General features: G+C 56.4%; 26 protein-coding genes. 16 read left to right on the top strand and 10 right to left on the bottom strand.

Annotated features, from left to right (window positions below; translation table 11 throughout):
- Window positions 1-260 precede the first annotated feature (260 nt).
- The 4 genes from glf to RWM61_RS03415 form a co-directional block, all read right to left on the bottom strand.
- The gene (gene glf / locus RWM61_RS03430) at window positions 261-1,400 is read right to left on the bottom strand and encodes a UDP-galactopyranose mutase (protein ID WP_313997401.1); all 1,140 of its coding nucleotides are present in this window, start codon (window positions 1,398-1,400) and stop codon (window positions 261-263) included.
- A gap of 159 nt (window positions 1,401-1,559) precedes the next feature.
- Window positions 1,560-2,792, bottom strand: a complete 1,233-nt coding sequence (locus RWM61_RS03425; RefSeq protein WP_313997399.1) for an aminopeptidase — start codon at window positions 2,790-2,792, stop codon at window positions 1,560-1,562.
- A gap of 74 nt (window positions 2,793-2,866) precedes the next feature.
- A complete protein-coding gene (locus RWM61_RS03420) occupies window positions 2,867-3,976 on the bottom strand; it encodes a glycosyltransferase family 4 protein (protein ID WP_313997397.1) in 1,110 nt (369 codons plus the stop codon).
- A 528-nt stretch (window positions 3,977-4,504) separates the two neighbouring features.
- Window positions 4,505-5,419 (bottom strand): ArsR family transcriptional regulator, encoded by a 915-nt coding sequence (locus RWM61_RS03415; RefSeq protein WP_313997395.1) that lies wholly within the window; start codon window positions 5,417-5,419, stop codon window positions 4,505-4,507.
- 161 nt (window positions 5,420-5,580) lie between these two features.
- Between RWM61_RS03415 and RWM61_RS03410 the strand changes: the two genes are divergently transcribed.
- Window positions 5,581-7,338, top strand: coding sequence for a sugar-binding domain-containing protein (locus RWM61_RS03410; RefSeq protein WP_313997394.1), 1,758 nt, complete (start codon window positions 5,581-5,583; stop codon window positions 7,336-7,338).
- A 279-nt stretch (window positions 7,339-7,617) separates the two neighbouring features.
- On the top strand, window positions 7,618-8,859 hold the full coding sequence (locus RWM61_RS03405) for a DUF445 domain-containing protein (RefSeq protein WP_313997392.1): 1,242 nt from the start codon (window positions 7,618-7,620) through the stop codon (window positions 8,857-8,859).
- Between the two features lie 36 nt (window positions 8,860-8,895).
- On the opposite strand, the gene RWM61_RS03400 is transcribed toward RWM61_RS03405, so the two are convergent.
- Window positions 8,896-9,594, bottom strand: a complete 699-nt coding sequence (locus tag RWM61_RS03400; RefSeq protein WP_313997390.1) for a response regulator — start codon at window positions 9,592-9,594, stop codon at window positions 8,896-8,898.
- Entirely contained in the window at window positions 9,591-11,180 is a 1,590-nt protein-coding gene (locus RWM61_RS03395; protein WP_313997388.1) for a sensor histidine kinase, read from the bottom strand. The genes RWM61_RS03400 and RWM61_RS03395 overlap by 4 nt, the downstream gene beginning before the upstream one ends.
- Before the next feature lie 175 nt (window positions 11,181-11,355).
- Here RWM61_RS03395 and RWM61_RS03390 point away from each other — a divergent pair, with 175 nt between their 5' ends.
- The 3 genes from RWM61_RS03390 (at window position 11,356) to RWM61_RS03380 (ending at window position 14,557) form a co-directional block, all read left to right on the top strand.
- A complete protein-coding gene (locus RWM61_RS03390) occupies window positions 11,356-12,459 on the top strand; it encodes a tripartite tricarboxylate transporter substrate binding protein (protein WP_313997386.1) in 1,104 nt (367 codons plus the stop codon).
- 94 nt (window positions 12,460-12,553) lie between these two features.
- Entirely contained in the window at window positions 12,554-13,012 is a 459-nt protein-coding gene (locus RWM61_RS03385) for a tripartite tricarboxylate transporter TctB family protein (RefSeq protein ID WP_313997418.1), read from the top strand.
- A gap of 18 nt (window positions 13,013-13,030) precedes the next feature.
- Entirely contained in the window at window positions 13,031-14,557 is a 1,527-nt protein-coding gene (locus RWM61_RS03380; protein ID WP_313997384.1) for a tripartite tricarboxylate transporter permease, read from the top strand.
- Window positions 14,558-14,820: 263 nt separating this feature from the next.
- Here the strand turns inward: RWM61_RS03380 and RWM61_RS03375 are convergent, their stop codons facing one another.
- Window positions 14,821-15,801 carry a hypothetical protein gene (locus RWM61_RS03375; protein WP_313997382.1) on the bottom strand — a complete coding sequence of 327 codons (981 nt, stop codon included), beginning with the start codon at window positions 15,799-15,801 and terminating at the stop codon, window positions 14,821-14,823.
- A gap of 164 nt (window positions 15,802-15,965) precedes the next feature.
- On the opposite strand from RWM61_RS03375, the gene RWM61_RS03370 reads away from it, so the two are divergent.
- The 7 genes from RWM61_RS03370 to RWM61_RS03340 all read left to right on the top strand — a co-directional run bounded on the left by RWM61_RS03370 (window position 15,966) and on the right by RWM61_RS03340 (window position 20,311).
- Entirely contained in the window at window positions 15,966-16,415 is a 450-nt protein-coding gene (locus tag RWM61_RS03370) for a MarR family transcriptional regulator (protein WP_313997380.1), read from the top strand.
- A 36-nt stretch (window positions 16,416-16,451) separates the two neighbouring features.
- A complete protein-coding gene (locus tag RWM61_RS03365) occupies window positions 16,452-17,402 on the top strand; it encodes a ring-cleaving dioxygenase (protein ID WP_313997378.1) in 951 nt (316 codons plus the stop codon).
- Window positions 17,399-18,010, top strand: a complete 612-nt coding sequence (locus RWM61_RS03360) for an alpha/beta hydrolase (protein ID WP_313997376.1) — start codon at window positions 17,399-17,401, stop codon at window positions 18,008-18,010. Before RWM61_RS03365 ends, RWM61_RS03360 begins: the two co-directional genes overlap by 4 nt.
- Window positions 18,011-18,277: 267 nt before the next feature.
- Window positions 18,278-18,505: a spore coat protein gene (locus tag RWM61_RS03355; RefSeq protein ID WP_313997416.1), complete on the top strand. Its 228-nt coding sequence runs from the start codon at window positions 18,278-18,280 to the stop codon at window positions 18,503-18,505.
- On the top strand, window positions 18,502-18,873 hold the full coding sequence (locus RWM61_RS03350) for a spore coat protein (RefSeq protein WP_313997374.1): 372 nt from the start codon (window positions 18,502-18,504) through the stop codon (window positions 18,871-18,873). The genes RWM61_RS03355 and RWM61_RS03350 overlap by 4 nt, the downstream gene beginning before the upstream one ends.
- Complete coding sequence (locus tag RWM61_RS03345; RefSeq protein ID WP_313997372.1) at window positions 18,870-20,006, top strand: zinc-dependent alcohol dehydrogenase; 1,137 nt, start codon at window positions 18,870-18,872, stop codon at window positions 20,004-20,006. Before RWM61_RS03350 ends, RWM61_RS03345 begins: the two co-directional genes overlap by 4 nt.
- A 32-nt stretch (window positions 20,007-20,038) precedes the next feature.
- Window positions 20,039-20,311, top strand: a complete 273-nt coding sequence (locus RWM61_RS03340; protein ID WP_313997420.1) for a hypothetical protein — start codon at window positions 20,039-20,041, stop codon at window positions 20,309-20,311.
- On the opposite strand, the gene RWM61_RS03335 is transcribed toward RWM61_RS03340, so the two are convergent.
- Window positions 20,257-21,282: a cytochrome d ubiquinol oxidase subunit II gene (locus RWM61_RS03335; RefSeq protein WP_313997370.1), complete on the bottom strand. Its 1,026-nt coding sequence runs from the start codon at window positions 21,280-21,282 to the stop codon at window positions 20,257-20,259. The two genes, RWM61_RS03340 and RWM61_RS03335, sit on opposite strands and share 55 nt — an antisense overlap.
- Window positions 21,275-22,636 (bottom strand): cytochrome ubiquinol oxidase subunit I, encoded by a 1,362-nt coding sequence (locus RWM61_RS03330; protein ID WP_313997367.1) that lies wholly within the window; start codon window positions 22,634-22,636, stop codon window positions 21,275-21,277. Before RWM61_RS03330 ends, RWM61_RS03335 begins: the two co-directional genes overlap by 8 nt.
- Window positions 22,637-22,805: 169 nt before the next feature.
- Between RWM61_RS03330 and RWM61_RS03325 the strand changes: the two genes are divergently transcribed.
- The 4 genes from RWM61_RS03325 (at window position 22,806) to RWM61_RS03310 (ending at window position 25,008) form a co-directional block, all read left to right on the top strand.
- Window positions 22,806-23,441: an FMN-dependent NADH-azoreductase gene (locus RWM61_RS03325; protein ID WP_313997365.1), complete on the top strand. Its 636-nt coding sequence runs from the start codon at window positions 22,806-22,808 to the stop codon at window positions 23,439-23,441.
- 45 nt (window positions 23,442-23,486) lie between these two features.
- Window positions 23,487-23,654: a hypothetical protein gene (locus RWM61_RS03320; protein WP_313997363.1), complete on the top strand. Its 168-nt coding sequence runs from the start codon at window positions 23,487-23,489 to the stop codon at window positions 23,652-23,654.
- A 129-nt stretch (window positions 23,655-23,783) separates the two neighbouring features.
- Window positions 23,784-24,074 carry a 4a-hydroxytetrahydrobiopterin dehydratase gene (locus RWM61_RS03315; RefSeq protein WP_313997360.1) on the top strand — a complete coding sequence of 97 codons (291 nt, stop codon included), beginning with the start codon at window positions 23,784-23,786 and terminating at the stop codon, window positions 24,072-24,074.
- 58 nt (window positions 24,075-24,132) lie between these two features.
- Window positions 24,133-25,008, top strand: coding sequence for a lysophospholipase (locus RWM61_RS03310; protein WP_313997358.1), 876 nt, complete (start codon window positions 24,133-24,135; stop codon window positions 25,006-25,008).
- A 40-nt stretch (window positions 25,009-25,048) separates the two neighbouring features.
- Here the strand turns inward: RWM61_RS03310 and RWM61_RS03305 are convergent, their stop codons facing one another.
- Window positions 25,049-26,404 carry an ArsB/NhaD family transporter gene (locus RWM61_RS03305; protein ID WP_313997356.1) on the bottom strand — a complete coding sequence of 452 codons (1,356 nt, stop codon included), beginning with the start codon at window positions 26,402-26,404 and terminating at the stop codon, window positions 25,049-25,051.
- Between the last annotated feature and the right edge of the window lie 5 nt (window positions 26,405-26,409).

Raw genomic sequence — 26,409 nt, 5'->3', positions numbered from 1 at the left:
GAATATCCGAAAGCCGTCACGCAATACCTGCGTCCCTATCCGCGAATCAGTTTGGAAGAAGCAAAGGCTGCAAAACGGAATCCGGCAGTGATGTTCGTTCACCCGGTCAAGGACGGCGCCGTTTGGAAGTGGATATGCGAGCAATAAATGAAGGCCGGCTGCAGAATGGGATCCTCCTCGGCAAAAGGAACCTTCGTATTCGTGCCGAACACCGAACTCGACGAAGCGAAAACAAACCGCTCCTCCCGTAATCAGGATCTTCATGGTTTCTCCGCCTCGCCCATCGCGGCGATATGCTGGAACAAGGTTAACGCCCGGGCGACCGCCTGGTCCATGTTGTAGTATTTGTAATCTCCCAATCTTCCCGCGAAAAACACCTTGTTGCCCAGCTGTTTGGCTTCCTCCGCATATTGATTGTAGAGGTTGCGGTTATCGGCTCTCGGGATCGGGTAATACGGTTCGTTGACGCCGGCCGTATATTTCTCGGGATGGACGATGGATATCGTCGTATGATCCAGCTTCTGTCCCGTCAGATGCTTCTGCTCCAAAATTCGGGTGAAGGCATAATCGTTCGGGTAGTTGACCGTTCCTACCTCCTGGTAATATTCCTGGTGCAGGTGCTGGAATTCAAACCTCAGGCTGCGATAGGGTAGGGCCCCGTAAATATAATGAAAATATTCGTCTATCGGGCCGGTAAAAATCATATGGTCGTATCGGATTTCACCCTCTACTTCCTTGTAATCCGTGTTCAGCAGCACCTTGATGTCGGGATGGCTCAGCATGCGGTTAAACATGGCCGTATAGCCCGCCTTGGGCAGACCCTGGTATTTGTCCTGAAAATAACGGTTGTCCCGGCTGACGAAAACGGGTACGCGCGACGTGACGGACGGATCCAGTTCCTCCGGCTTCAATCCCCAGTGCTTCACCGTATAGCGGTAAAAAACATGGTCGTAAATATAGTCCGCGAGAAATCGGAGCTCCGCGTCGGAGGTTTCCCGCAGCTTTAAGATCGGCCCTTTTTTAGCGAACCCGAAATGCTGAAGCAGCAACGTCTCCATTTTTTCGGCCAGCTTGGGGGGGAACACCTCGGTCAGTGAGTTCAGGTTGAACGGAACGGGTATCTTTTTGCCGTCCACGACGGTTCGGACTTGATGGAAATAGACTCTCCACTCCGTAAATTTCGATAAATAATCCCACACCATCGCCGAGTTGGTATGGAAGGTGTGGGAGCCGTAGTTGTGAATGAGTACACCGTGCTCATCGTAGGAATCGTACGAGTTTCCGCCGATATGCCCCCTTTTTTCCACCACCAGCACTTTTTTTCCGAGCTGGGAGGCGATTCTTTCCGCCAATGTCGCGCCCGTAAATCCCGAACCGACGATCAGCCAATCCACTTTCATGACGAAACCTCCCTTGTATGCAATCCGTTCTAACCATAAAGTATGTGTCGGCCTGTGGCATGCTGTAGGCAAATCAGCATTAAAGTTTGGCGGGGAGCGAACAAACGAAATAAGCCGCCCTTCCTCAGGACGGCTTGCTTTCGTTGCTTCCCAAACGTTCTAGAACGCCCAGTTGCCTTTATGGAACACCGGTTCTTCCTTGCCGTCGGCGGTGATTCCGACAATGTCCATCTCGGCCGAGCCGATCATAAAGTCGACGTGGGTAATGCTCGTATTCAGTCCGCGTTCTTTCAATTCCTCCTGCGTCATTTTTTTGCCGCCCTCCAGATTGAAGGCGTAGGCGCTGCCGATGGCGAGGTGGTTGGAGGCATTCTCGTCGAATAGCGTGTTGAAATATAAAATATTGGAATCGGAAATCGGCGACCGGTGGGGAACAAGCGCCACTTCGCCCAAGTAATGCGAGCCCTCGTCCATTTCGACGAGATTTTTCAGCGCTTCTTCGCCTTTCTCCGCCGTGACGCCGACAATGCGGCCGTTCTCGAACGTAAGCGTGAAGTTGTCGATGAGATTGCCGCCGTAGCTTAGCGGTTTGGTGCTTGATACTTTTCCGGTAACGCCTTGCGCAAGCGGAGCCGTGAACACTTCCTCCGTCGGCATATTCGCCACGAACGCGGTGCCTTGCTCGCTAATGCTGTCCGCCGCCACCCAGATATGGCCCTCCGGAAGCTCGATTGTCAGGTCCGTTCCCGGCGCCGTGTAGCGCAGCTTTCGGTATTTCTTCGCATTGAGGTAATCGGCTTTCTCGTTCAGCGTGCGGATATGCTCCCGCCACGCGCCGACAGGGTCGCCCCCGTCGATCCGTACCGTAGCGAAAATTGCCTCCCACAGCTTGTCGACCCGCTCCGCTTCCGGAGCCTCCGGGAACACTTTCGCCGCCCATGCCGGGGACGGGGCCGAAACGACACACCACGGAAACTTGTCGGACTGCACGTATTGCCGGTATTTGGACATCGCCTTGCCGTACGTCTTCTGGTGGTCGACGATCCGCTGCTGCGGTATGCCTTTCAGAAGATCCGGATCGGCAGATACGACGCTGATGACCGCGGCACCGCCCTCGGCCAGTTCAAGCATCTCGCCGGCGTACCATTTCGGCTCCTCCAGAAAAGACGCATCCGGCGCCAACTCGTAACGCAAACGGGAAACCCGATCGTCGCTCCAATTGACTTTGACGTTGTAGGCCCCGGCTTCATACGCTTTTTTCACAATCAAACGGACCAGCTCCGCCGCATCGGTCGCCGCGTTGACGACAACTTTTTGACCCGGCTGCACATTCACTCCGACTCGCACGATCAGTTCGGCATAGCTGTTCAATTTCTCCTGGAAATTCGGCATCGGACAACCTCCATCGCACCATTCGGTTTTCTTCCTATTGTAAATGAAAATAATGGGAAAGCAAAATCGTCCGGTCATCCGCCTTTTATGAATTCCGTATAGATGCGGCTCAGATGACCGGCGGAAGCCTCCCAACTGAATGTACTGAGCGCATCCATTCTCGCTTGCAGCCTCAATCGGTTATACAGCGCTTTATCGTTCATCAAACGCACAATGGCCGCTGCGAACGATTCCGGCCGGTGGTAGTCGTTCACAAGCAGGCCGTTGCGCATATGCCTGACGCTCTCTTCAATGCCGCCGTTGCGGGAAGCGATCACCGGCAGGCCGGACGACATTGCCTCAACATTCACCAGTCCGAAGGCCTCATGCTTCTGTGACGGGCACACGAGGGCGTCGGCGAGATTGTAGATCCGATGGATGCGGGAATGCGGCACCGTTCCCAGGAAACAAGCCGGGCTTCCAAGCCTGCGATTCAAGCTTTTCATCCGCTGCATATAACCGGGCGACAGCGAGTTGCCCGCAACGATGAGCCGGATGCGCCTCCCCGTTCCGGCCCGGGCGCGATGGACGGCATGGATCAGAACCGGCAGTCCTTTGCGCGGGATGATCCGTCCGGAGAACAGCAATGTAAACGGCCACCCGCCAGCCTTCGGCCCATCCGGAGCGAAGCGGTTCGTGTCGACGCCCAGCCATATTTTGCGGATGCTGCCGGCAATGTGCGGAAACCGGGAAATCAGCTGCTTTTTCAGCGAGGCGCTGTTGGCCAGGATCAAATCAGCCTTGGACAAGCAATGAGCCGCTTGGCCGGCGGCAAGATAAGGCGGACTGACAAAGGTCAGCGACTGAAGGAACAAGGAGACGGGAATATCGGGACAAAGCCGTTTGACCGGTTCGACGAAACGCGGACGGTTGTCGATCTGGATCAGGTCGAAGCTTGTGCCTCTGCCTTTCAGCCATTTCAACACATGCTTCAAGTACCGGGACGGACGGCCTCCGGGAACACGGAAAATAGCCACGCCTTCTATGTTGGAATAACGGGAATAGCTTTTATGGGTTCTGCTGACCACCGTCACCTCGTGATGAAGCGCCAGCTGCCGGGCAAGCGCCAGAATCGTGATTTCAACCGACCCGCCGAGGACGGGGGGGACTGGAATTTGCTCAGGCGCTACGATTAAAATCCGCATGCCGGTCAGCCTCCTCATTCGCGCTTCGGTACATCTTATGTTTGCGCGATGCCGGGGGATCATAATCCGAGGTATTCCGGGCATTCTAACCGTTGTCGCAAAAGCGCCGCGGGGCGTACGCAGCAGGGGGGAGCCATTATCCTGCTTTATTTGATTTTATTCTTTATGCTCAGCGTGCTTCTGCTCGCAGCTGATCCTATCTTTTTTCTCCGTCGTATCGGGAGCGAGCCGGTTATGCAGGTTTCGTGCTTACAGTTTTCTTGCGATACCGCTCGGCGCGCTGACTCTCGTGTCGGTGCTGCCGATCTGTCCGGATATCGTCGTTATGATGAATATCATCCAGGAGATATGGCCTTCGTATGCGCTCGTATATATGGCCGAACTCCCGTTGCTGACATTGTTTGCCGCCGCCTCGCTTCGGCATATGCGAAAAGTCTGAAACCATTCATTCTGTGCTGCGGCGAAGCGGACAAAAATAAACAGCCGCAATGAGAGAGATGCTCTTCGCTTGCGGCTGTTTATCGCGTGCTAGCCGGAAACCGGCTCGTAAACGACCGCCACTTCGATATCCTGGTCGTAATTGCCGAATTGGCGTCCGAACAAGCTGACGCCCCCGCAATGCGCGGCGGATTCGTCGCAGGCGATGCGGAATCGGATGTCCGAGCCGTAACCGATCGCCAGCTGCCCCGCGTTCACCTCCGACAGCTTCACGCCGTCGAGGAAGCATCCGTCGGGACGTACGGTTATCGTTTTCAGCAGTCCGTGCTGGGAGGCGTTTTCCCACCATCCGGGCGTGTGGACGCCTCGGTTGCTGCCGTAATCGCCGGGGCATGTCCATGTTCCGAGCAGGGTATCGTTAAGGAAGAACGAGATGTCCGAAGGCCAATTCTCATTGTAGCCGGGCGCTTCGGAACAGATTTCGAACGCAAGGGACAAGCTGCGCACAGTTTGATTGCCGACCAGATAGTTCGGAATCCGGTATTCCACATGGCCGCTCCCGAACCACAAGTGCCTCGCTTTCACGTGATCCGGATCGGAGAAATACCGGGGATCGTCCGTCATGCCGATCAGACCCGAGTCCGATGCGAGTCCGCAGGTCGGCTTGACCTGGTAACCGGTATATTGACCGATCGGAATCGAGACCGAATAACGGTTGCGGTCGGGAAGCCCGCCCGTCTTCAATTGGAGGGTGACCGACTCGGGCACAAGATGGCAAACCTTGCGCCTGCCTCTGGTGCCCGAGATGCTTTCCGTCGACACGATCCCCGCATCTTCGAGCTTTTGGATATGCTTCGTGACGACCGCCGATGAAAGGGAGAGCGCTTCGGCCAGCTCCTTAATGTTCATCGGCTTGTCGTTCAGCAGCCCGATGATCCGCACGCGGGTTTCGGAGGCGAAGCATTCCAGAAACGGCATGTTGCGGGTGTTGACCTGGATGTTCATGAAAGACCTCAATCCTTATATTTTTGTCTATTATATAATCCAAAAGTTAATTAATCAACTTATAGTTGACGGTTTTGCTTTATATGATGATAATAGAATTAGTCATGATTCGTTTTAAGTCATTATAATAACTTATGAATTAACTAATGGGAGGATTCCATATGTCACAGCAGCAGGCTCGCTCCGAGCATCCTTGCCCGCAATTCATGCGGAAAGATTGGGTCAATTTGAACGGTGAATGGGAATTCGAATTTGACGACGAACAGGCGGGCGACGCCGCCCATTGGCATTCCGGCAGCCGGCCGTTCTCCAGGCGCATCCAGGTTCCGTTTGCGTTCCAGAGCAAGCTGAGCGGAATCGCGGATTCCGATTTTCACGATGTCGTCTGGTATCGCCGAACGTTCTCCACTCCGGAATCGTTCAAGGGCAAACGGGTTATCTTGCATTTCGGGGCGGTCGACTACGATTCGTGCGTGTGGGTTAACGGCATGCTTGTCGCCAGCCATGAAGGCGGGCATACGCCGTTTCATGCCGATATTACCGATGCGCTGCGGGAAGGCTCGAACACGCTGGTCGTCAAGGCCGTCGACTACAGCAGGGACGTGACGCTGCCACGGGGCAAGCAATATTGGCTGGCGGATTCGGCCAGCATTTTCTATACCCGGACGACCGGCATCTGGCAGACGGTTTGGATGGAGGCGGTTTCGCCCGTTTATTTGGAGAAAGTGAAATTCACGCCCGATATCGACCGCAAGGAAATCGAGATCCGCTCTTTCGTGAAAGGGTGCTCGGCCGGCAAGGATGTGCGGTTGAAGGTGGAAATCAGCTTTAACGGCGCGCCGCTGACGGAGGATGTGTTCCGAATCAAAGGCGGGCATGAAGCCCGCCGCATCCGGCTCAACGATTTTAACGATCATGGCCTTGGCGGCTGGTGGACGCCCGAGAAGCCGAACCTGTACGATGTGACGTTCACGCTGCTGGAGGACGGACAGTCCTGCGACGAGGTCTCGAGCTATTTCGGCATGCGGAAAATTTCGATCGAGGACGGGAAGTTCTGCCTCAACAATCGGCCTTATTTCCTGAAGCTGGTGCTCGATCAAGGCTATTTCCCGGAAGGCAACCTGACGCCGCCCAGCGACGAGGCCATCAAGCGCGACGTCGAGCTGACCAAGGAAATGGGTTTCAACGGCGCCCGCAAGCACCAGAAGCTTGAGGATCCGCGCTACCTGTATTGGTGCGATCGCCTCGGACTGCTCGTCTGGGGAGAGGCCGCGAATGCCTATGAATATTCGGAGGAGTACGTCCGCCGTTTCACCAAGGAATGGCAGGAATCGGTGGAACGCGACTATAATCATCCGTGCATTGCCGTTTGGGTGCCGCTCAATGAGAGCTGGGGCGTGCCGAATGTCCAGATCGACAAGCTTCAGCAGCAGCATGCGCTTACCATGTACCATCTGACCAAATCGCTCGATCCGACGCGTCCGGTCGTTTCGAATGACGGATGGGAGATGCTGAAGACCGACCTGTACAACATTCACGACTACGAATGGCGGCGCGAAGTGCTCGAAGATCGCTACAGCACGGCCGAGAAAGCGGTGGGCGCGATGCCGGCCAACCGCAGGCTTTCGGTAGGCGGCTACGCGTATGACGGCGAACCGATCATCGTGACCGAATTCGGCGGCATCGCCTATAAGAAGAGCGAGTGGGAGGGCTGGGGCTACTCCGGCGCCGACAACGACGAGGATTATGCCGAACGGCTGCGGGCCGTCATTCAGCCCTTGCTGAAATCCGGCGTCGTACAAGGCTACTGCTATACCCAGCTCACCGACGTGGAGCAGGAAATCAACGGTTTGCTCACTTACGACCGCAAGCCGAAAATCGCGCTTGATCTCATTAAGGCCATTAACGAAGGGCAATGACATTCAAAAGGTTAGCGACATAATTATTGAAGTCATGTCCGGCCATGAAAAAGTTGTACAGCACACCGATCTGCCGCGAACACGGCAGGGCATGCCGAACGGCGTGCCCTGCCCTTGTTTATTTACGGCACGGAGAGGGGAATAAACCGTAGTAATGGCGAATACATGAATAATCGGGCTCGCGCCGGGATGACACTGGCCGAAGCGGACGATATTATAGTTGCGGCGCAGCGGCCGCGAATGACATCCACTTCCATGACTGCCCGCCAGGAGGCCTGCATGAATACGAAAAATATCGCCGCCATCTCATTAATGGTGATGGCGGCCGGATTCGTGATCACACTCTTTCTACCGGATAAAGGCATCTTTTTTGTTCTCAAAGGCGGGTTCGAAGCGGGGCTCGTCGGCGGGATCGCGGACTGGTTCGCCGTGACGGCGCTGTTCCGCCATCCGTTTGGCCTGAAAATCCCGCACACCTCCCTGCTGCTCAAAAATCGCGACAAAATCATCCGATCGCTCATTTCGGCAATGGAGAACGAATTGCTCAACAAGCAAAGCATCGAGAACAAGCTCAAGAGTTTGAACATTCTCCGGCTGTCCGTTTCGCTGCTCACAAAGGCGCTGCAAAAGCGCGCGGTCAGGCGGCAGCTTCTCCAGCTTCTGATCGAGCAGGTGCGCAGCGCGCCGGCCGACCGGTTGGCGGCGCTCGTCCGGAACGGCATCAAGGCTTATGCAGGCAAAGTCGATCTCAAGACCACCGCAGACCGATTGTTGACCGGGGCGATGGAAAACCGCTACGATGAAAAAGCGTTCGACTATGCGCTGGACGAGGCGCTGACCTGGGTGCGGAAACCGCAAACCGGCATGATGCTTGGCAAGCTTGCCGCCGAAAAGCTCTCCGAACTGAATGTTGGCGGCTTCGCCGGCTTCGCTTTTCAGGCGTTTGCCGGCTTTATGAGCGAGGACAAGCTGGGCGGCATTTTGCAGAACCTGCTGCTCTCCGCGATCGGCGACCTGCGCCGGACGGACAACGCCCACCGTGCCGCCATTCTTCAGGAAATTCGGGTGCGCCTGTTGATGCTGCCCGACGATGAATCGAAGATGAACAAGCTGCGGGAATGGATCGATCGGAAGCTGGACGACGAGCCGTTCGAACGCTTTGTGCTGGCACGGCTTGAGGAGGCGCGCCTCCTGCTGCTGCAGAAGCTGGAGCAGGAGCAGGCGAACGGCGGCCGGATGGTGTTCACGGCCTATCGTTCCTTCATCCGCGGCTTGTCGTCGGATTCGGAAAGGGTGGGGGAGTGGGAAGAGCGCTTGCTGACGTTCGTCATCGATCTCATTGACCGCAACCATTATCGGATCGGACAGCTGGTGAAGGACAATCTGGAGCAGATGGACGATGCGTCCCTGGTTCGCATGCTTGAGGAAAAGGTAGGGAAGGACCTGCAGTGGATTCGGGTCAACGGCGCATTGTGCGGCTTCGCGGTCGGTGTGGCGCTGTCGCTTATTCAGTTATGGTGATGCTGCCGGCCCGTTTCATCGCCGGCGGGGAAGCGGCTATCCTTTAGCCGCTCGGCGGTACACCCGCTCGGGACGCCCGACCGATCCGTACGACAAGTCGGCTGCAACTTTGCCCGAAGACACCAGAAATTCCAGGTATCTTCGCGAGGTGGAGCGGCTGATTCCCAGATCGGCGCTCACCTGTTCCGCCGTGCGCGGCGCCGCCGCATGCATCATATATACCGTTACCTTGTCCAGCGTAAGCTGATCGATCCCTTTGGGATAAACGGGCCGCTGCTTCTCGCCGTCGCCCGGCCGCAGCAATTCGTCGATTTTATGCTGATCGACCGAGGCTTCGGCGCCCTCCTGCTCCAACGCTGTTATTTTGCCCCTGAAGCTTCTGTATTTCTCCAGCGTCTCCCGCAGCCGGTTGAATATGACGGGCTTCAGGATGTAGTCGAAAACGCCTCCATGGATCGCCTCGCGGATTGTATGAAGCTCCTTCGCCGCCGTTATCATGATAATATCGGTACGGGTATGATGCAGCTTGATGCGCCTCAACAGGTCGAACCCGCTGACGTGCGGTACGTAAAGATCGAGCAGCACCAAATCCGGCGATACGATCTCGAGCAGGTCCGCTGCCTGGCGGCCGTCCGTCGCGATGCCGACCGTGTGAAAGCCGTCGACCTTCTCCACGAACCTCCGGTTGATCTCCGCGTTCCGGACGTCGTCCTCGACGATAATGACCTGTATCACTCGATATCTCTCCTTCGTTTGGGAATCGCCACGGCAAACCGTGTTCCTCCGCCAGGGACGTTGTGGTGCTCGAGCATGCCGCCAAGCTGATCGACCGCTCTTTTCACCAGCGACAGGCCGTAGCCGCGTTTTTCGCCGTCCTTGGTGGAAAACCCCGCGATATAAATTTTATCCATCCATTCCGGCGGTATGCCAGGTCCGTTGTCCTCGACTTCCACGATGAGATCCCGGCCGAGATCCGTTAGAAAAACCGTGACGAACCGTTCCTGCCTGTTGTTGAGCGCCGCCTCCATCGCGTTGTCGAGCAAATTCCCCAGAACGGTAACGAGCAGGTTGCGGTCGGCGGAGGGCGGTACGTCCCGGAACGAGCTTTCCTCGTCGATGACCAGCGTGATTTTCAGCTCGTGTGCGCGGTTGATTTTACCGAGGAGCAGCCCCCCGATAATCGGGTCGGGAATTTCCTTGACGATGAACCGGAGGAGATCGCTATGGCTGTTCGTTTCACGCGTGATGAATTCGATCGCTTCCTGATAAGATTCCAGTTGAATAAGTCCGGAAATCGTATAAAGCTTGTTCGAATATTCGTGGGTTTGCGCGCGCAGGCCGTCCGCATACTGCTTCAATTGGGAAAGCTGCTGCGTGAGCAAATATAATTCGGATTTATTGCGAAAGCTTGCGACCGCCCCGATTACTTTGCCGTCGCGGTTTTTTACGGGCAGGCGGTTGACGACCACGACGTTGTCCCCGACGACGGCCTCCTTGTCGAATTCGGCGATGCCGGTGCGGATGACATCGGGAAGGGTGCTGTAGGGAAGCACATCCAAAACCGGCCTGCCGATCAGCCCCGTTTGAAGTTCCGTTCCCAGCAGGCTTAACGCATTCTGGTTGACCATTGTGATGACGCCCTTGTGATCGACGGCGAGAATCCCCTCATGAATCGATTCCAGCACAGCTTCCTTCTCCTGATACAGCCTTCCGATATCCTCGGGCTCAAGGCCCATGATCGAGCGCTTGATATTGCCCGCGATCCCGGCCGCGCCGGCCACCCCCATCAACAGCGCGACGGACGCAACGGCGATGATGGCGCTGCGAAACCGGTAAGCTTCCTGGTTGATATCTTCGATAAGAAACCCGACCGATACGACGCCGATAATGTCGCCCCGCTCGCCGTATATCGGCGTTTTGCCGCGAAGCGACAGACCGAGCGTGCCCGTCGCCTCGGAAATGATCGATTGTCCTTCAAATACGGGACCGTTGTCGCCGCCGACCATCGGTTGTCCGATCCGGGAAGGAATCGGATGGGAGTAGCGGATGCCTTCCCGGTTGCCGACCACGATGAACTCCGCATCGGTCTGTCTGCGGATTTCCTCGACGAGCGGCTGGATCGCCAGAGACGGGGCGGGGTCGTCGAAAGCTTGCCTAAGCTCGGGAATCGAAGCCACGCTTATGGCCAGGTTGAGCGCTTTGGAGCCGATCTGGCTTTTATAGGAGGACGCCCACATAAGCTGGAAGGTGACGGACATGGCCACGATCAACGTGAACGTCACCGCGCACATCAGCAAAACAAGCTTGGTTTGAAGCTTCAAAGATGTCACCCCGCGTCGTGACTATTATGAACAAAATCGACTTAATGACCAATATCCAATTAATGACCACAAGCTAGGCAGCGCTTTCAAAGGCATGTTAAGATGCTGATTGTAAGCGCTAACAACGTCGTTCTGATCAAAAAGTACTATAACACAAAACCGAGGGGGAACTAAAGTGCAAAGATCCAAACCCGGATGGAAGTCCGGCATCCTGATCGCCATTACCGCTCTGATCGTATCGGCGTGCGGCAGCGGGGGGAACGACGCGGCGAACAATCAAGCTGCGCCCGGAGGCGAGAAAGCCGCCAATGCGCCCGCCAACTCCGCCGAGAAGCCTGCGGAGGAGACGTCAACCGCCGCGTCCGGTTACCCGGAGAAACCGATCGTCGTCGTGGCTCCTTCGGGCGCCGGCGGCGGGTGGGACAAAACGGCCCGGTCGCTGACAAAGGTGCTGGCCGAGACGAAGCTGGTCGACCAGACGATGACCGTCGAGAACAAGCCGGGCGGCGGCGGCGCCGTATTCATGGCGGAGTATGCAACCCAAGAGACGAAAAACCCTTATAAGCTGTTCGTCAGTTCGCCGCCGATTCTCATCAACAACCTGAAGAAAGAAGGGAATTCGCCGTTCGGCTATAAGGATGCCACGCCTTTGGCCCAGCTGACCAAGGATTTCGGCGCGATCGTCGTCGGTGCCGATTCGCCTTACAGTGACATCCAGGCATTGCTCGCCGACATGAAGGCCGATCCGAAAAAGCTCACAGTTGCCGGCGGGTCGGCGCCCGGCTCAATGGATCACCTCATCGCGGTACTGCCGGCTTATAAATTCGGAATCGATCCGAAAGCCGTCAAATATGTATCGTACGACGGAGGCGGGGAAGCCGTCGCGGCGCTCTTGGGAGGCAATACGGATGTGATTGCGACCGACGTTTCGAGCGTGGCCGAATACTTGAAGGCCGGCAAAGTGAAAGTGTTGGCCGTGACCTCCGCCGAGCGGCTCAGCGGGGACCTGAAAGATGTTCCTACGCTGAAGGAGTCGGGCGTGGATGCCGAATTTACGATCTGGCGGGGCGTATTCGGACCGAAGGAAATGAAGGAAGAGGAATTGGCATATTGGCAGCAAACGTTGACCGCATTGAACGATACGCCTGAATGGAAAGCGGAGCTGCAGGCAAACGCTTGGGAAAGCGAATTCAAGGGCTCTGAAGATTTCACCGGTTTTCTGGGCGAGCAGGAAGTGCTGATCAAGGACCTGCTGACCGCTCTAGGCATGGCTAAATAACGATAAGACCAATACGGATAAAAGGTGGCGAAGGAGGGCGTCATGCCTGCCTTTCGTCACCTTTTGCCAGAAGGACGGGGCGAGCGGCGTGAAAATGATGAGAGGCTTTGACAGCTATGCAAGCATCGTTTTTTTTCTGATCGGCATCGCATTCGTATGGGAGAGCCGCAAAATCGGCGAAAGCTCATACGGCAGCAACGTCGGTCCGGACATTTTCCCGATGGGTCTGGGCGCGATCCTCATCCTGCTCAGCATTCGGCTGTTCTACGAAGCCATGAAAGCTCCAAAGGGCGACGGAGACGGCAAAACAGCGCCGGATTACAAGCGGTTTCTGATGATTGCCGGCGCGGCCGTGCTGTATGCGTATTTTCTGGAGGATATCGGTTACGTGATCGGCACGTTTCTGTTCCTGCTGTTCTGCTTCCAGACGATTCAGAGAGGCAAGCTCGTGTCCTCGCTCGTCATCTCCGCCGCATTCTCGTACGGCGTGTACTACTTATTCGTTCAAATTCTGGAAGGGACGCTTCCCGGCTTTCCTTCCTGGCTGCAATAGAGAGAAGGCGGTGGAGACATGGAAGTCATTCAATTTCTCGCGGACGGATTCGGGTCCGCGCTGCGGTGGCATAACCTGCTGTTCGCCCTGGTCGGCGTGCTGATCGGCACGGCCGTCGGCGTGCTGCCCGGCATCGGTCCGATGAGCGGCGTGGCGCTGCTCATTCCGGTTACGTCGACCATGACGGGGGGATTGGGCCCGGAAGAAGCGGCGACGAGCGCGATCATCCTGCTTGCCGGCGTTTATTACGGCGCCATGTACGGGGGGTCGACGACCTCGATATTGCTGAATACGCCCGGCGAATCCTCGTCGGTCGTCACGACGCTGGACGGTTATCAGATGGCGAAGCAAGGGCGCGCCGGCGCGGCCTTGTCCATTTCCGCGATCGGCTCGTTCGTAGCGGGCATCATCGCGCTGATCGCGCTGGTGCTGGTCGCCGAGCCGTTGTCGAATGTGGCCGTCAGGTTCGGACCGGCCGAATATTTTTCGCTCATGCTGCTTGGCCTTGCCGCGGTCAGCGGCCTGGCGGGCAAATCGATGACCAAAGCGTTGATGATGACGGTATTCGGCCTGCTGCTCGCCACGATCGGCATGGACAACGTATCCGGCGTCGCGCGTTTCACCTACGGGCAAGCCGTGCTGTACACGGGTCTGGAGTTTCTGACGATCGCCGTCGGCCTGTTTGCGCTCGGCGAGGTATTCAAAACGATTATCGGCCGTGAATATGCGGTCGGCACGATCGCGCGGGTAGGACGAATTTTGCCGACGCGGCAGGATTTGAAGGACAGCGCGGGGCCGATCGCGCGCGGCTCGCTGCTGGGCTTTTTTATCGGCGTGCTGCCCGGCGCCGGCGCGACCCTGGCTTCTTTTTTCAGCTATATCATGGAGAAAAAAATCAGCAAAAATCCGCAGAAGTTCGGAACCGGAGCCATCGCGGGCGTCGCGGCGCCGGAGTCGGCCAATAACGCGGCCTCCGGCGGGGCCATGATTCCGCTGCTGACGCTCGGCATTCCCGGCTCGGGCACGACGGCCATTCTGATGGGCGCGCTGATCATGTACAATGTGCAGCCGGGCCCGCTGCTGTTCGACGAGCATCCCGAGGTGGCGTGGGGCCTGATCGCGAGCATGTTCATCGGCAACCTGATGCTGCTGGTGCTCAATATGCCGCTCGTCAAGCTGTTCGCCAAAATTATCGAAACGCCGCCGAAATATTTGCTGCCCATTATCGTGGCGATCTCCGTGTTCGGCGTGTATGCGGTGCAGTACAGCACCTTTGATCTGATGGTTCTCATCGCTTGCGGCATCGCCGGCTATTTTCTCGCCAAGAACGATTTTCCGCTGGCGCCGCTCGTGCTCGGCCTCGTGCTGGGCCCGATGATTGAAAACAATATGCGCCGCGCGCTCACCGGCTCCGACGGCGATTTCTCGATTTTTGTTACCAAGCCGATTTCCGCAGTGTTCCTGATTGCTGCCGCGCTCTGGCTCGTCGTACCGCTGCTGCTTAAGCTGCGCGGCAAAAAAGTGCTCATTAATGAAGAAGGCTGACCCGCAGTCTCGCGCGGCGGCGGAAGGGAGGAAGACCGATGGCGTCCAGCACGAACATCATTAATCGAATGGAGCTTGAGCACGTTGGAGTATGATAATCACCCGGCTTATGCGGCAGAGGCGGTTTTGCTGACAACGCTGCTGAGCGCGGTTACCGTCACCGTTGTCGTCTATTTGCCGGGTTTCATGGTTTGAAGGGTCGTTTATCGGGTTGGGACTTAAGCCGCGCTGCGCGCGGCTTGTTTGTTTTGGCGGCTGCCGCTTCAGTGAACCTGTTCGTAGTCGACGACGATCTCATCGACACGTTCGTTTTTGTACATCAAGGACAGGTGAAGACCGTCGTAATCTTTCTCCTTGTCGAGCTCGCGGAGCAGCAGGGAGGTGATCGCCTCGGCGTCTTCGATGCTGCGCCGGTCGCTGAATTCGATGAAGCCGGTCAGCCGGGGGCTTTCGATATCGACCGTGGCCGTTCCGACCGGCAGGCCGCCTGCGGATTGCTTGTAAATCTCATACGTCAACACATCGCTGTCGTCCCGCGCCAGAATGACGTCATAATCGTCCTCGCTTTGGCCGCCGATCATTTCCACAGGCGTATCGAGCAGATCCTCATGCGTAAGCTCGACGGTTTCCAGCACCTCGTCCTCGTAACGGTGGTCGAAGACGAAGGAATCGACGGCGGTGTCATCGAAATCCGACACAAGCAGCTCGGTAATCATCTCGATTTCTTCGTCGGAAGGCTCGTGCACCCAACGGACGATGCCTTCCACGTCGGGGCTTGCGATATCCAACGACGCTTCCGCCGACCAGCGGCCTTCATCGTCATAAATATGGTAATCGATCCGGTCTCCGGTCTCGTTGACGGTGACGAGCTCATATTCGGCGGAGCCCCATGCCTCGGCGTCCGTACCGGCTTCCTCCGTCCGGGTGTGCTCCTTGTCGGCCCGCATCTCCATTTCCGAATCGGTCGTTACGATCTGATCGTAAGTGCTGCAGGTCATAATGACATCGCACGTTTCCGCCCGGACGGCATGCACCAACGACTGGATATGGTTCTGAAGAAACGAGACGACCCGCGCTTTGTCATCGTGCTTCAACGATTCCTCCTCGAGTTGGACCGCTCCCGCCACCCGGTCGCTTTCCCGGTATACGAGTGTGAGGGTGCCGCAAAACCGGCCGCCGACCATAATATCGCTCACTTCTCCCCCCGATGTCCGCAGATCCGGCCTCAATTCGATACTCCGCATATCATCGCCTCCAGTGGGTGTATTTGCCGCCGGCTATAGCGTGTCCATTTCGGGCTGTAATCATTTCGGGAAGAACGGGGCCTTGCGGGTTGACGAATGAGCCGATATGATATATCTTTAATTTAAGATAATTAAATTTGATATATAACGGAGGTGAGCCGATCATGCTTCAGGAATCAAACGATGACCGCTCCGCATCGCTTAAATTGTTCGTCGTACTGTCGAAAGCATACAGAACGGTGATGGACCGGGCGGTGAAGGACATGAAGCAATACGGCCTGTCACCGTCGGAGTTTACCATTCTCGAGGTGCTGTACAATAAGGGACGTATCCCTCTGCAACAAATCGGCGAGAAAATTTTGGTGACCAGCGGCAGCGTTACGTACAATATCGATAAGCTGGAAGCCAAGGGCTTTCTGAAGCGAATCCCTTGCGAGGAGGACCGCAGGGTGGTTTATGCGGAAATTACGCCTGCAGGCGTCGAATGGTTCGGCCGCATTTTCCCCGGACATGCCGACCTCGTCCATTCGATGATGAATGTGCTCGATCCGGAAGAGAAAGAAACGGCGACCGCGCTTTTGAAGAAGCTTGGAAAACGACAGCAAGGTTTATAAATAGAGCGACGTTCGATCGAACAGGAGAGGATAACGATGGCAATGAAAACAGCAGGCATCCACCATATTACCGCGTTTGCCCGAAACCCGCAGGAGAATGTCGATTTCTACGCAGGCATACTCGGACTTCGGCTCGTTAAACGCACAATCAATTTCGACGCTCCGGAAATTTACCATCTCTATTTCGGCAATGAAGCCGGAAGCCCCGGAACGATCATCACCTTTTTCCCTTGGCCGGATTCGCGAAGGGGTCGTGTCGGCGGAGGACAGGTCGGGATTACCACTTATGCGGTACCGAAGGGCTCGCTCGGCTTCTGGGAAGAACGATTGCAATCGCTCGGCATTTCGGTGATGAAATCGACCCGATTCTCGGAGTCCTATCTCCAGTTCGCCGACAACGAAGGGCTGCGGCTTGAGCTCGTGGAGCGGGAGGAAGGAGCGGACAGCACCTGGTCGTTCGACGGTATTCCGGCCGATAAGGCGATCAAGGGCTTTGGCGGCGCGGTGCTGTTCAGCGTGCATTCGGAGCGGACGAGACAGGCGCTGGAGGACGTGCTCGGCCTGGTCAAGGCGGGCGAGGATGCCGGCTACGCGCGATTCAAAGCCTCAGGAGATGTGGGCAACCTGATCGACGTGCCGCTTTCCGACATGGAATGGGGCGCAGGGGGAGCCGGCACCGTTCACCATATCGCCTGGAGGGCGCAGGATTTCGAGCAGCATGAGGCGTGGAGAAACGAAGTGGCGCGGAACGGCTACGAGCCGACGCCGATAATCGACAGGCAGTACTTCAACGCGATTTATTTCCGGGAGGGCGGAGGCATACTTTTCGAAATCGCAACCGACCCGCCTGGCTTTGCGAATGACGAGCAAGCGGATTCGCTCGGAACAAAGCTGATGCTTCCCGAATGGTTCGAGCCGCATCGCGAGCGGATCGAGGCGAATTTGCTTCCGATCCGGGTACGTGAAATCAAGGAGGGGAAACGTTGAAACATTTATTTGTGAAAGGTAACGATCCGCAGGCGCCTACGCTTGTGCTTTTCCACGGCACCGGCGGTACGGAACGCGATCTGCTGCCGCTGGCGGAACGGATATCGCCGGATTCCTCGGTGCTCAGCCTGCGCGGCAATGTGCTGGAGAACGGGATGCCGCGCTTTTTCCGGCGGCTCGCGGAAGGCGTGTTCGATATCGAGGATCTTATCTTCCGGACGAAGGAAGTGAACGAGTACCTGGATGAAGCCGCCGCCGAATACGGATTCGACCGCGGCAATCTGGTGGCCGTCGGCTACTCCAACGGGGCGAATATTGCCGGCAGTCTGCTCTATCATTATAATGACGCGCTTAAGGGAGCCATCCTCCATCATCCGATGGTTCCGCGAAGAGGGATTGAGCTCCCCGATTTGGCGGCGGTGCCCGTCTTTATCGGCGCGGGACGGAACGATCCGCTTTGCTCCCCGCAGGAGTCGGAGGAGCTGGAGCGGCAGTTGAGCGAAGCGGGCGCCGATGTCACGCTTCATTGGGAAAGCTTCGGGCACCAATTGACGGCGTCCGAGGTCGATGCGGCTGCCGCCTGGTACCGGCAAACATTCACGGATTAAGGGGAGGACGGTGAAACGGTCATCATGGTCGCTTTCGACTGTCGGCGATCTCAGCAACGTGATGCGGACCGTTAAGCCGGCAGCGGACGCTTATGGGCATACAATCGCCTTTTCCTGCGTATACGGGAAGCTTGCGCCGCTTGTTTCCCATTCAACGAACCTATGGCAGCAACGTCACCGGGCCCGCGCTTAGCGCGGGCTTATTCGCTGTATAAACCAATTGATTGGGGATACCCTATTCCCGTGAAGAAAATGGAGGTGGATGCCATGGTGCCACAGCAGCTGGCCTTTCATGAATCGATGGAGGTTCACGAGCTGATCAACTTCAAGACCCTCTGCCTGTTTAAATCGAAGCTCATGCAGGGTCTTGTATTCGATAAACAACTGAAAGCGTTAATGCAGAAAGATGTCGAGCAGTCGATGAAGGACCTGACCGAGCTGACCAGCATTTATCCCAAAGCCCCAGTTCCACTGAATGAAGGTGAGAAGCGATGAACAATGATTATCTGGATCCGATTAACGCCGAGAACATGCCTGACATGGCGGACATGACCTTCGCCATGGACTTGCTCATGCGGGCGAAGAACGGGGTCCGCAACTGCGCTTACGCCTTGGCCGAAACGGCGACGCCCGAGGTCAAGGCTATGCTCACCAACCAATTGAATCAAGCCATTGCCATGCATGAGGAAATCGCGAAGCTGATGATCGACAAGCATTGGCTGCATCCGTACAATGTGAGCGAGCAATCTGTACTGGACATGAAGTCGGCGGATACGACGGTCAAGATCGCCAATATGAAGCTGTATCCGGATCATACGTCCCGGCTGGGGATGTTTGCGACGCCTGGAGGAACCATGGGATGAAAGCCGTAACGTACCAGGGCATCAAAAATGTAGAGGTAAAAGAGGTTAAGGAGCCCGGAATCGAGAAGGCGGACGATATGATCGTCAAGCTGACCGCTACAGCCATTTGCGGATCGGATTTGCATCTGATCCACGGCATGGTCCCGAATCTCCCCCAAGACTACATCATCGGCCATGAACCGATGGGAATCGTTGAGGAAGTAGGCCCGAATGTGACGAAGGTCAAAAAAGGCGACCGGGTCATCATCCCGTTCAACGTTGCTTGCGGCGAATGTTTTTATTGCAAGCACGAGCTGGAAAGCCAATGCGACAATTCCAATCCGCACGGCGATATGGGCGGCTACTTCGGCTACAGTGAGACGGCGGGCGGCTACGCCGGCGGGCAAGCGGAGTACATGCGGGTTCCATATGCGAATTTCATCCCGTTCAAAATCCCGGAAAACTCCGAGATCGTCGACGAGAAGCTGTGTCTGATCGCGGATGCCATGCCGACCGCCTATTGGACGGTTGACAACTCGGGCATGAAAGAGGGCGACACCGTCATCGTGCTCGGATGCGGTCCCGTTGGCCTGCTGACGCAGAAATTCGCTTGGCTGAAAGGCGCGAAACGGGTCATTGCCGTCGACTATGTCGATTACCGGCTGGAGCATGCCAAACGGACCAACAAGGTGGAAACCGTCAATTTCGAGCAGGAGCAGAACATCGGCAATCACTTGAAGGAAATGACCAAAGGCGGCGCGGATATCGTATTCGATTGTGTCGGCATGGACGGCAAAATGACGCCGCTGGAGTTTCTCGCGACAGGCCTGAAATTGCACGGCGGTTCGCTCGGTCCGATCGTCATTGCGACGCAGGCGGTGCGCAAGGGCGGCACGATCCAGATCACAGGCGCTTACGGGGCGCGTTACAACGCGTTTCCGCTGGGCGACATTTTCCAGAGAAACGTGAATATCCGCTCGGGGCAAGCGCCTGTCGTTCACTATATGCCGCATATGTACAATCTCATTGCCGAGGGCAAGTTGGACCCGGGCGACGTGGTCACGCATGTCATTCCGCTCTCGGAGGCCAAGCGCGGCTATGAGGTATTCGACACGAAAACGGACAACTGCATCAAGGTTGTCCTTAAGCCTTGACCATCATGATAAGAACGGGAGGATGACGTCCGATGAATACAAACGGATACGCGCTGCATGAAACGCTTGATCTGCATGAAATCGCAAATTTCAAAGCGGTGTGCGCGACCAAATCCAAGACGATGCAGGCGTTGGTAACGGATCCGGAACTGAAAGCGATTCTGCAGCAAGCGGCCCGCAGACCTTCATCTGCTTCCCGGCTTGTTTGTTTGCCGATGGCGGCTGCGGCGTGTCGGCAGGCTCAGCGTAGTTATTCGTGGCGCAGGTACCTTTTATCCTTCAGAAACAGCTTCCAGAAGAAATAAAACGCCGGTCCGAGAATGAGGATTCCCGCTACATACGCGACCAGCAGCGCCCGGAATTGATTCGGATTCGTGAACCCCTCCTCGACGGTAAGATACGGATGGATCAGATAGGGGAGGTGGGCCAGTCCGTATCCGACGCTGGCAAATGCATATTGGACGATGATCGCCGTGAACGCGACGCGCGGCAGTCCGGACCGGCCGTCTTTATTCGCCCACAGCAGGGCGCAATAGCCGATCACGAAGGCGATGACGGAGAAAACGAACCATTCCAGATTCGTTTCGATGCCGGTTACGATCCACCGGGCGGTAGGCGCCATCGTATAGGTGGCGATCACGGCGAAAAACAATGTAAACGGACCGAGCCATAACGCGATTTTCCGGTAAAGCAAATACGCGCTCGTGTCCCCGGATTCGCGGGAGTAATCCGCCAGAAACAACGACGACAGAAACAGCTCGGAGGACAGGCCGAAGCCCAGATGCGCCCATAAGGTGGGAGAAGCCAGCAGCCTGCCGAAGTACAGCTTCGGGATGCCGTCATCCAGATCGATGAACCCGCCGAGCGAGATCGGCAGTACGCTGATCAGCAAGCCGGGAATGAGCAGGCCGGTCGCGCCCGAAACGATGTTAAGCAGCCTGCCGTATTTTCTGGAAGAGTAGGCATACACCATAAAGCTGCTTCGGATCAGCAGGAGGAACAGCACCAGGCCGACCGGCAGCAGCAATGCCGTGCCGAGCATCGAGACGGCGAATGGAAAAAAACCGACCAGCGCCACGACGACCAGCACGAGAAACGTATTGGTCACTTCCCACGTCGGGGACAGAAACCGGTTGGCGAGCGCCCCGGCGTTGGAAGCCTCCCCGCGGCGCAGCAGCATGCCCCAGAAGCCCGCCCCGAAATCGATCGAGCCCAGTATCGAATAGACGAACAGCAGCGCCCAGACGAGAAGAATGGCAATTGTCGGATCATCCATTGGTTTCCACTCCGTCCTGCTCGAGAATGTCCGTACGCGGCGTCAGATCCTTGGTTACCGGATGGCGTTTGAAATACAGCCGCAGCACAAACGCCGTTAATATCAACAGCACGATATAAATGGTGATAAACAGGACGAACAAAAATCCGAGATTGTTCGTTTTGGTCGCCGCTTCGCTCGTGAGCTGCATGCGATAGATGGTCCAAGGCTGGCGGCCGCTGCAGCTGAATATCCATCCGGTCTCGATGCCGATTAAGGAAAGGGCGCCGGAGCTGACGAGAATCCGCAGAAACCAGCGCGGCAGTTCCTTTTTCAACCAGTACCGCCACGCCAATGCCCCGAAGGACAGCCCGATCAGCACGATGCCGATGACGACCATCAGGTTGAAAAGCGTGTGAATATACAGAGGCGGCCACAGCTCTTCGGGCCACTCGTTCAATCCCCGCACAACGGTATCGAAGGAATTTCCGGCAAGGAAGCTGAGCGCCCACGGAATTTCGATACCGCCCCTGATTGCCCGGGCTTCTGGATCGACGATGCCGAACACGGCTAGCGGCGCGTAGTCGGTCGTCTCGAACAGCCCCTCCGCGGCGGCAAGCTTCTCCGGATTGTACTCGTAGAGCATTTGCGCGGTTGCATGGCCGTTGACGGCGGTAAGCAGGGAGAATATGCCGCCGACGATCAGGCCCAGCTTGAGGCTCCCGTAATGATAATCGCGTTCCCGCTTCGTATTGCCGCGTTTCAACAGCTTGTAAGCGGCAAGGGACACGATCACGAACGAGCCGGTCATATAAGCGGAGAGCAGCACGTGCGTTGCGGTCGTAAAGAAGCTCGGGCTGAGAATGGCGGCGATCGGATCGACGTTCGTCACTTTGCCGTCAACCAGATCGAAGCCGCGGGGCGTATTCATCCACGCGTGGGCGTCGGTTATAAGGATGGCCGATGCGCTCGCGCCGAGCGCTACGAAAAACACGCTGACGATGCGCATGGCAGGCGACAGGCGATCGGCGGCATAGACGTAGATCGACATAAATAATGCCTCGAGGAGAAAGGCCCAGATTTCGACCTGGAACGGCAGGGCAATGACCTGACCGACGATTTCCATAAACCCGGGGAACAGCAGCGAGAGCATGACCCCGACAAGGGTGCCCGACGGGATGGCCACGCCGAGAATGATGGCGAAGCCTTTGGTCCACCTTTTGGCCAGAATGGCATAGTGGTCGTTCTTGGTGACTTGATACAGCACCTCCGCGAACACGACCATGAACGGCACGCCTACGCCGAGTGTCGCAAAAATAATGTGAAACGCCATCGACGAACCGAATAGCGCACGGGCAAGTACGACTGTGTCCAAGCTTAACGCTTCCCTTCCCACTCATTTTTCCATCATTAACCTGCACCGACCGGCTTGGAATTATGTATCGACCATGAAGAATACTTTGTGACATCGGGAATAGCGCATTCTTTCTTTATCCATACTAATGAAGGTGAAAAACATCCACGAAAAGGTTGGCGTGAGCGGCATGACAACGGCACTCTATATTACGGCCCATCCGAACGATGACAGGGCTTCTTACAGCATGGCCGTCGGAAAAGCTTTTATCGGCGCTTACCGCGAGGCCAATCCCGGCGACGAAGTGATCGAACTCGATTTGTACAAGACGGATATTCCGCATATCGACACCGATGTGTTCAGCGGCTGGGGCAAGCTGCGGTCGGGCGCATCGTTTGACCAGCTGTCGGAGGAGGAGAAGCGCAAGGTCGGACGGATGAATGAAATCGTCGAACAATATGTTGCGGCGGATAAATACGTGTATGTGTCGCCGATGTGGAATTTCTCTTTTCCGCCGGTTCTGAAAGCTTACATCGACGCTATTTGCGTGGCCGGCAAGACGTTCAAGTATACGGAGAATGGTCCGGTCGGCCTGCTGGGCGATAAGAAGGCGATTCATATCCAGGCCAGAGGCGGCATCTATTCCGAAGGGCCGGCGGCAGCTTTTGAGAGCGGCCACAGCTACTTGCAGAAGATTATGCAATTCCACGGCGTTCCGTCGTTCGAAGGAATTTTTGTGGAGGGCATGGCGGCCATGCCGAACGAGGCGGAGAACATTAAGCAAAAAGCGATAGCGCGCGCGAAAGAGGCTGCGAAAGCGTTTTAAGTGTGATATATTGAATGTGATCCTATTGATGGCGGGGTGAGACGAATGAAGGAAAACGACAACGCATTTCCGCATTACTATGACGGCTCCGCACCGGTCGGCGCGGACAATCCGGAACGGCTCTCCGAGACGGCTCCGGAGGCCGGGACGGCCGAAAGCGATGAATGGCGGCGTTTCATAGGCGTCAATCCTTTCGGGTACGATGCCGGGTAAATTGGGCCGGCTCCCCGCAGAACACGGCATCCTTACGGCTCATACGGCAAAGAACCATTCCATTTGGCGGGATGGTTCTTTTGGTTATTTATTCTAAAAAGGCTTTTTCCGTTGAATGGGGGAATCGCGATGAGGCTTACCGAGGAGCAAATCGCAGCGCGGCTGGCGTCAGCCGGCGGCTGGCAGCGGGAGGAAGGCAAATGGATCATGCGAAAATACCGCTTCCGTGAATTTTTGGACGGGATTGCCTTCGTGAATCGGGTCGCCGAGACGGCGGAACGCTTGAACCATCATCCATTTATCTCTATCGATTATAAAATGGTCACGCTCAGGCTGACCTCCTGGCGGGCAGGAGGGCTTACCGATCTGGATTTCACAGCGGCCGCGGAGTTTGACCGGCATCATAGGATCGATCAATAGCGCAGCGAAGACGACCGGGGCAATCAGGCATACGCGCGGCAGGAGGTGCTGAATCGGGGTGACTTACGCGGAGTTCGAGTGGCTGAGCAGCGACGGCATCCGTATGTTCGGGTGCGAGTGGAAGCCGGCGGAAGGGCGGCCGGTCAAAGCTGTAATCGGCATTGTGCATGGAATGGGGGAGCATACGGGGCGGTACCGCCATATGGCGGATATGTTCACGTCCGAAGGGTATGCCGTTCTCTCCTTCGATCAGCGGGGACACGGGCGTTCCGGGGGCAGGCGGGGCGACTGCCCGAACTACGAGGCTTTGCTCGAGGGCGTGGATTTCCTGTTTGCCGAAATGAAGCGGCGCCACCCGCGAACGCCGGCTTTTCTGTATGCGCACAGCATGGGAGGGAATGTGACGCTGAATTATTTGCTGAGGCGCAAGCCGAAGCTTTGCGGAGCGGTTGTGGCCGGGCCGTGGCTGAAGCTTGCCGCCAGTCGACCGCCGGTGGCCATCTTGGCCAGACGTATTGTCGAACGGCTTGCTCCCGGCACGACGAAGCTGCGATATCTCATTGCCGAACGGTCCACTTCCGATCCCGACATGATACGCCGCAACGCGGAGGATCCTTACAGGCACGGCAAAGTGACGGCCAGGTTCTTTTACCTCGTGCAAAAAGCCGGCTTATGGGCGCTTGCGCATGCGCGCGAGCTGTCCGTTCCGCTGCTCTTGCTGCATGGCGGCGACGATCGGATTACTTCCATCAACGCGAGCCGGTTGTTCGCCGAACGCGCCTTGCACAAATGCGACTTTTACGAATGGCCCGGCTTTCGCCACGAGCTGCATAATGAAACCGGCCGCCAAGAAGTGTTCGGTGTCGTCTTGCACTGGCTGAACGGGCAGTTAGGGGACGGAGGCAAGCAGGCGAACGACCGCTGGCACGAGTAGACGTCCGATTTTGGCGTAAAAAAAGGAACGGCTCTATCCGTCAATAGAGCCATTCCACCCAAAAGGCCAACAAAAACAAGGTGAACAGTACGGAGGGCGGAATGACGATCACCGTAATTCTCACATAATCCTTCCAGTGAATTTTTACTTTGTGGCGCTTCAGGATGTGAAGCCAGATGAGCGATGCCAGCGTGCCGATCGGCAGCAACAGGGAGCCCATATCGCTTCCTATGACGGATGCCAGGTATGCAACCTTCAGTGTCAGCGGCTCAAGATCCATATTGGTCAGCGTAAGCGTTCCGATCATCAATGCCGGGTGATTGTTGACGAAGATCGATAGAACGGACAGCAGCGTCCCCATCATAATGCTGGCGTTCAACAGGCTTCCGGATACCGACGGCTCGAATACGGCGATAAGCCAATCCGACAGGCCGATGTTGTTCAAGCCGTAGATCATGACGTACATACTGAATGCGAATACGAGAATATGCCAGGGGGTTTTGACCAGCATGTCGGCAGGCGATATTTTGGCGTACAGCCATCTCCAGCCCAGCAGCAGCAGAGAACCCAATACCGCTATGAGCTCGATCGGAATTCCCCAATAAGAGCCTGCGAACAAGCTTACCCTCACCGCGAACACGAACAGCAGAACGTTTCTCATAAACCTGCCGCGATCGGCAGGCGCCGGAATTTCGGCCGCCGGCGTCTTAAGCGGATGATAGCCCCGTCCTTGAAAAAAATGGCCGTAGCGGAGCCGGGGAAGCTTACGGGGAAGCCGCTGATAAAAACAGAGATACAACAGGAAAACCAGAAACAGCAAACCGATCGTTGCGGGCACGAACATCATAAGCGTATGCATATATAAATCCATGCCGACGATTTCGAGTGCGATGAGATTGACGATATTGCTGACGCCGATCGGGGCGCTTGAGGCTGTGGCGACCAGTGCGCCTGAGAGCAGATACGGAATTTTCTCATGGTTTTTCAGTCCAAGGCGGTCCAGCAGAATAAGCAGAATCGGGGTTGTAATCAGAATGCTTCCGTCGTTATTGAAAAACAGGGTCATCAGAAAGCAAAGAAGATTCACATACCAGAACAGGCGTATGCCCGATCCCTTGGCCCTGGCCGCCAACCCTTCGGCGGCCCAGTAGAAGAAACCCAAGCTCTCCAGAATGTTCGCCATTACAATGGTGGCCATAATCGTAATGGAGGCGCTGCTTATCGTTAGGCCGATTTTTCCCAGATCCGATACGGAAACGCTCCCGCTCATCACGACCAACAATGCGCCCGCGGCCGCCGGTACCGCTTCATTCAGCCCGTTGGGACGCCAGAGAATAAGAATCATCGACAGCATGAACGCAATGATCGTTAGCGAAATAGAGACTGACCCGAGCATGCTCG

The organism is uncultured Paenibacillus sp., from assembly GCF_963515335.1.
GTDB lineage: Bacteria > Bacillota > Bacilli > Paenibacillales > Paenibacillaceae > Paenibacillus_I.
Note: the sequence above shows the minus strand (reverse complement) of the source record. Positions and strands in the feature narration are given on the sequence as shown.

Excerpts from the sequence above, each read along its gene's own strand:
- glf (WP_313997401.1), bottom strand. The coding sequence starts at position 1,400 with ATGAAAGTGGATTGGCTGATCGTCGGTTCGGGATTTACGGGCGCGACA.
- RWM61_RS03425 (WP_313997399.1), bottom strand. The coding sequence starts at position 2,792 with ATGCCGAATTTCCAGGAGAAATTGAACAGCTATGCCGAACTGATCGTG.
- RWM61_RS03420 (WP_313997397.1), bottom strand. The coding sequence starts at position 3,976 with ATGCGGATTTTAATCGTAGCGCCTGAGCAAATTCCAGTCCCCCCCGTC.
- RWM61_RS03415 (WP_313997395.1), bottom strand. The coding sequence starts at position 5,419 with ATGAACATCCAGGTCAACACCCGCAACATGCCGTTTCTGGAATGCTTC.
- RWM61_RS03410 (WP_313997394.1), top strand. The coding sequence starts at position 5,581 with ATGTCACAGCAGCAGGCTCGCTCCGAGCATCCTTGCCCGCAATTCATG.
- RWM61_RS03405 (WP_313997392.1), top strand. The coding sequence starts at position 7,618 with ATGAATACGAAAAATATCGCCGCCATCTCATTAATGGTGATGGCGGCC.
- RWM61_RS03385 (WP_313997418.1), top strand. The coding sequence starts at position 12,554 with ATGATGAGAGGCTTTGACAGCTATGCAAGCATCGTTTTTTTTCTGATC.
- RWM61_RS03380 (WP_313997384.1), top strand. The coding sequence starts at position 13,031 with ATGGAAGTCATTCAATTTCTCGCGGACGGATTCGGGTCCGCGCTGCGG.
- RWM61_RS03375 (WP_313997382.1), bottom strand. The coding sequence starts at position 15,801 with ATGCGGAGTATCGAATTGAGGCCGGATCTGCGGACATCGGGGGGAGAA.
- RWM61_RS03370 (WP_313997380.1), top strand. The coding sequence starts at position 15,966 with ATGCTTCAGGAATCAAACGATGACCGCTCCGCATCGCTTAAATTGTTC.
- RWM61_RS03365 (WP_313997378.1), top strand. The coding sequence starts at position 16,452 with ATGGCAATGAAAACAGCAGGCATCCACCATATTACCGCGTTTGCCCGA.
- RWM61_RS03355 (WP_313997416.1), top strand. The coding sequence starts at position 18,278 with ATGGTGCCACAGCAGCTGGCCTTTCATGAATCGATGGAGGTTCACGAG.
- RWM61_RS03350 (WP_313997374.1), top strand. The coding sequence starts at position 18,502 with ATGAACAATGATTATCTGGATCCGATTAACGCCGAGAACATGCCTGAC.
- RWM61_RS03345 (WP_313997372.1), top strand. The coding sequence starts at position 18,870 with ATGAAAGCCGTAACGTACCAGGGCATCAAAAATGTAGAGGTAAAAGAG.
- RWM61_RS03340 (WP_313997420.1), top strand. The coding sequence starts at position 20,039 with ATGAATACAAACGGATACGCGCTGCATGAAACGCTTGATCTGCATGAA.
- RWM61_RS03335 (WP_313997370.1), bottom strand. The coding sequence starts at position 21,282 with ATGGATGATCCGACAATTGCCATTCTTCTCGTCTGGGCGCTGCTGTTC.
- RWM61_RS03325 (WP_313997365.1), top strand. The coding sequence starts at position 22,806 with ATGACAACGGCACTCTATATTACGGCCCATCCGAACGATGACAGGGCT.
- RWM61_RS03320 (WP_313997363.1), top strand. The coding sequence starts at position 23,487 with ATGAAGGAAAACGACAACGCATTTCCGCATTACTATGACGGCTCCGCA.
- RWM61_RS03315 (WP_313997360.1), top strand. The coding sequence starts at position 23,784 with ATGAGGCTTACCGAGGAGCAAATCGCAGCGCGGCTGGCGTCAGCCGGC.
- RWM61_RS03305 (WP_313997356.1), bottom strand. The coding sequence starts at position 26,404 with ATGCTCGGGTCAGTCTCTATTTCGCTAACGATCATTGCGTTCATGCTG.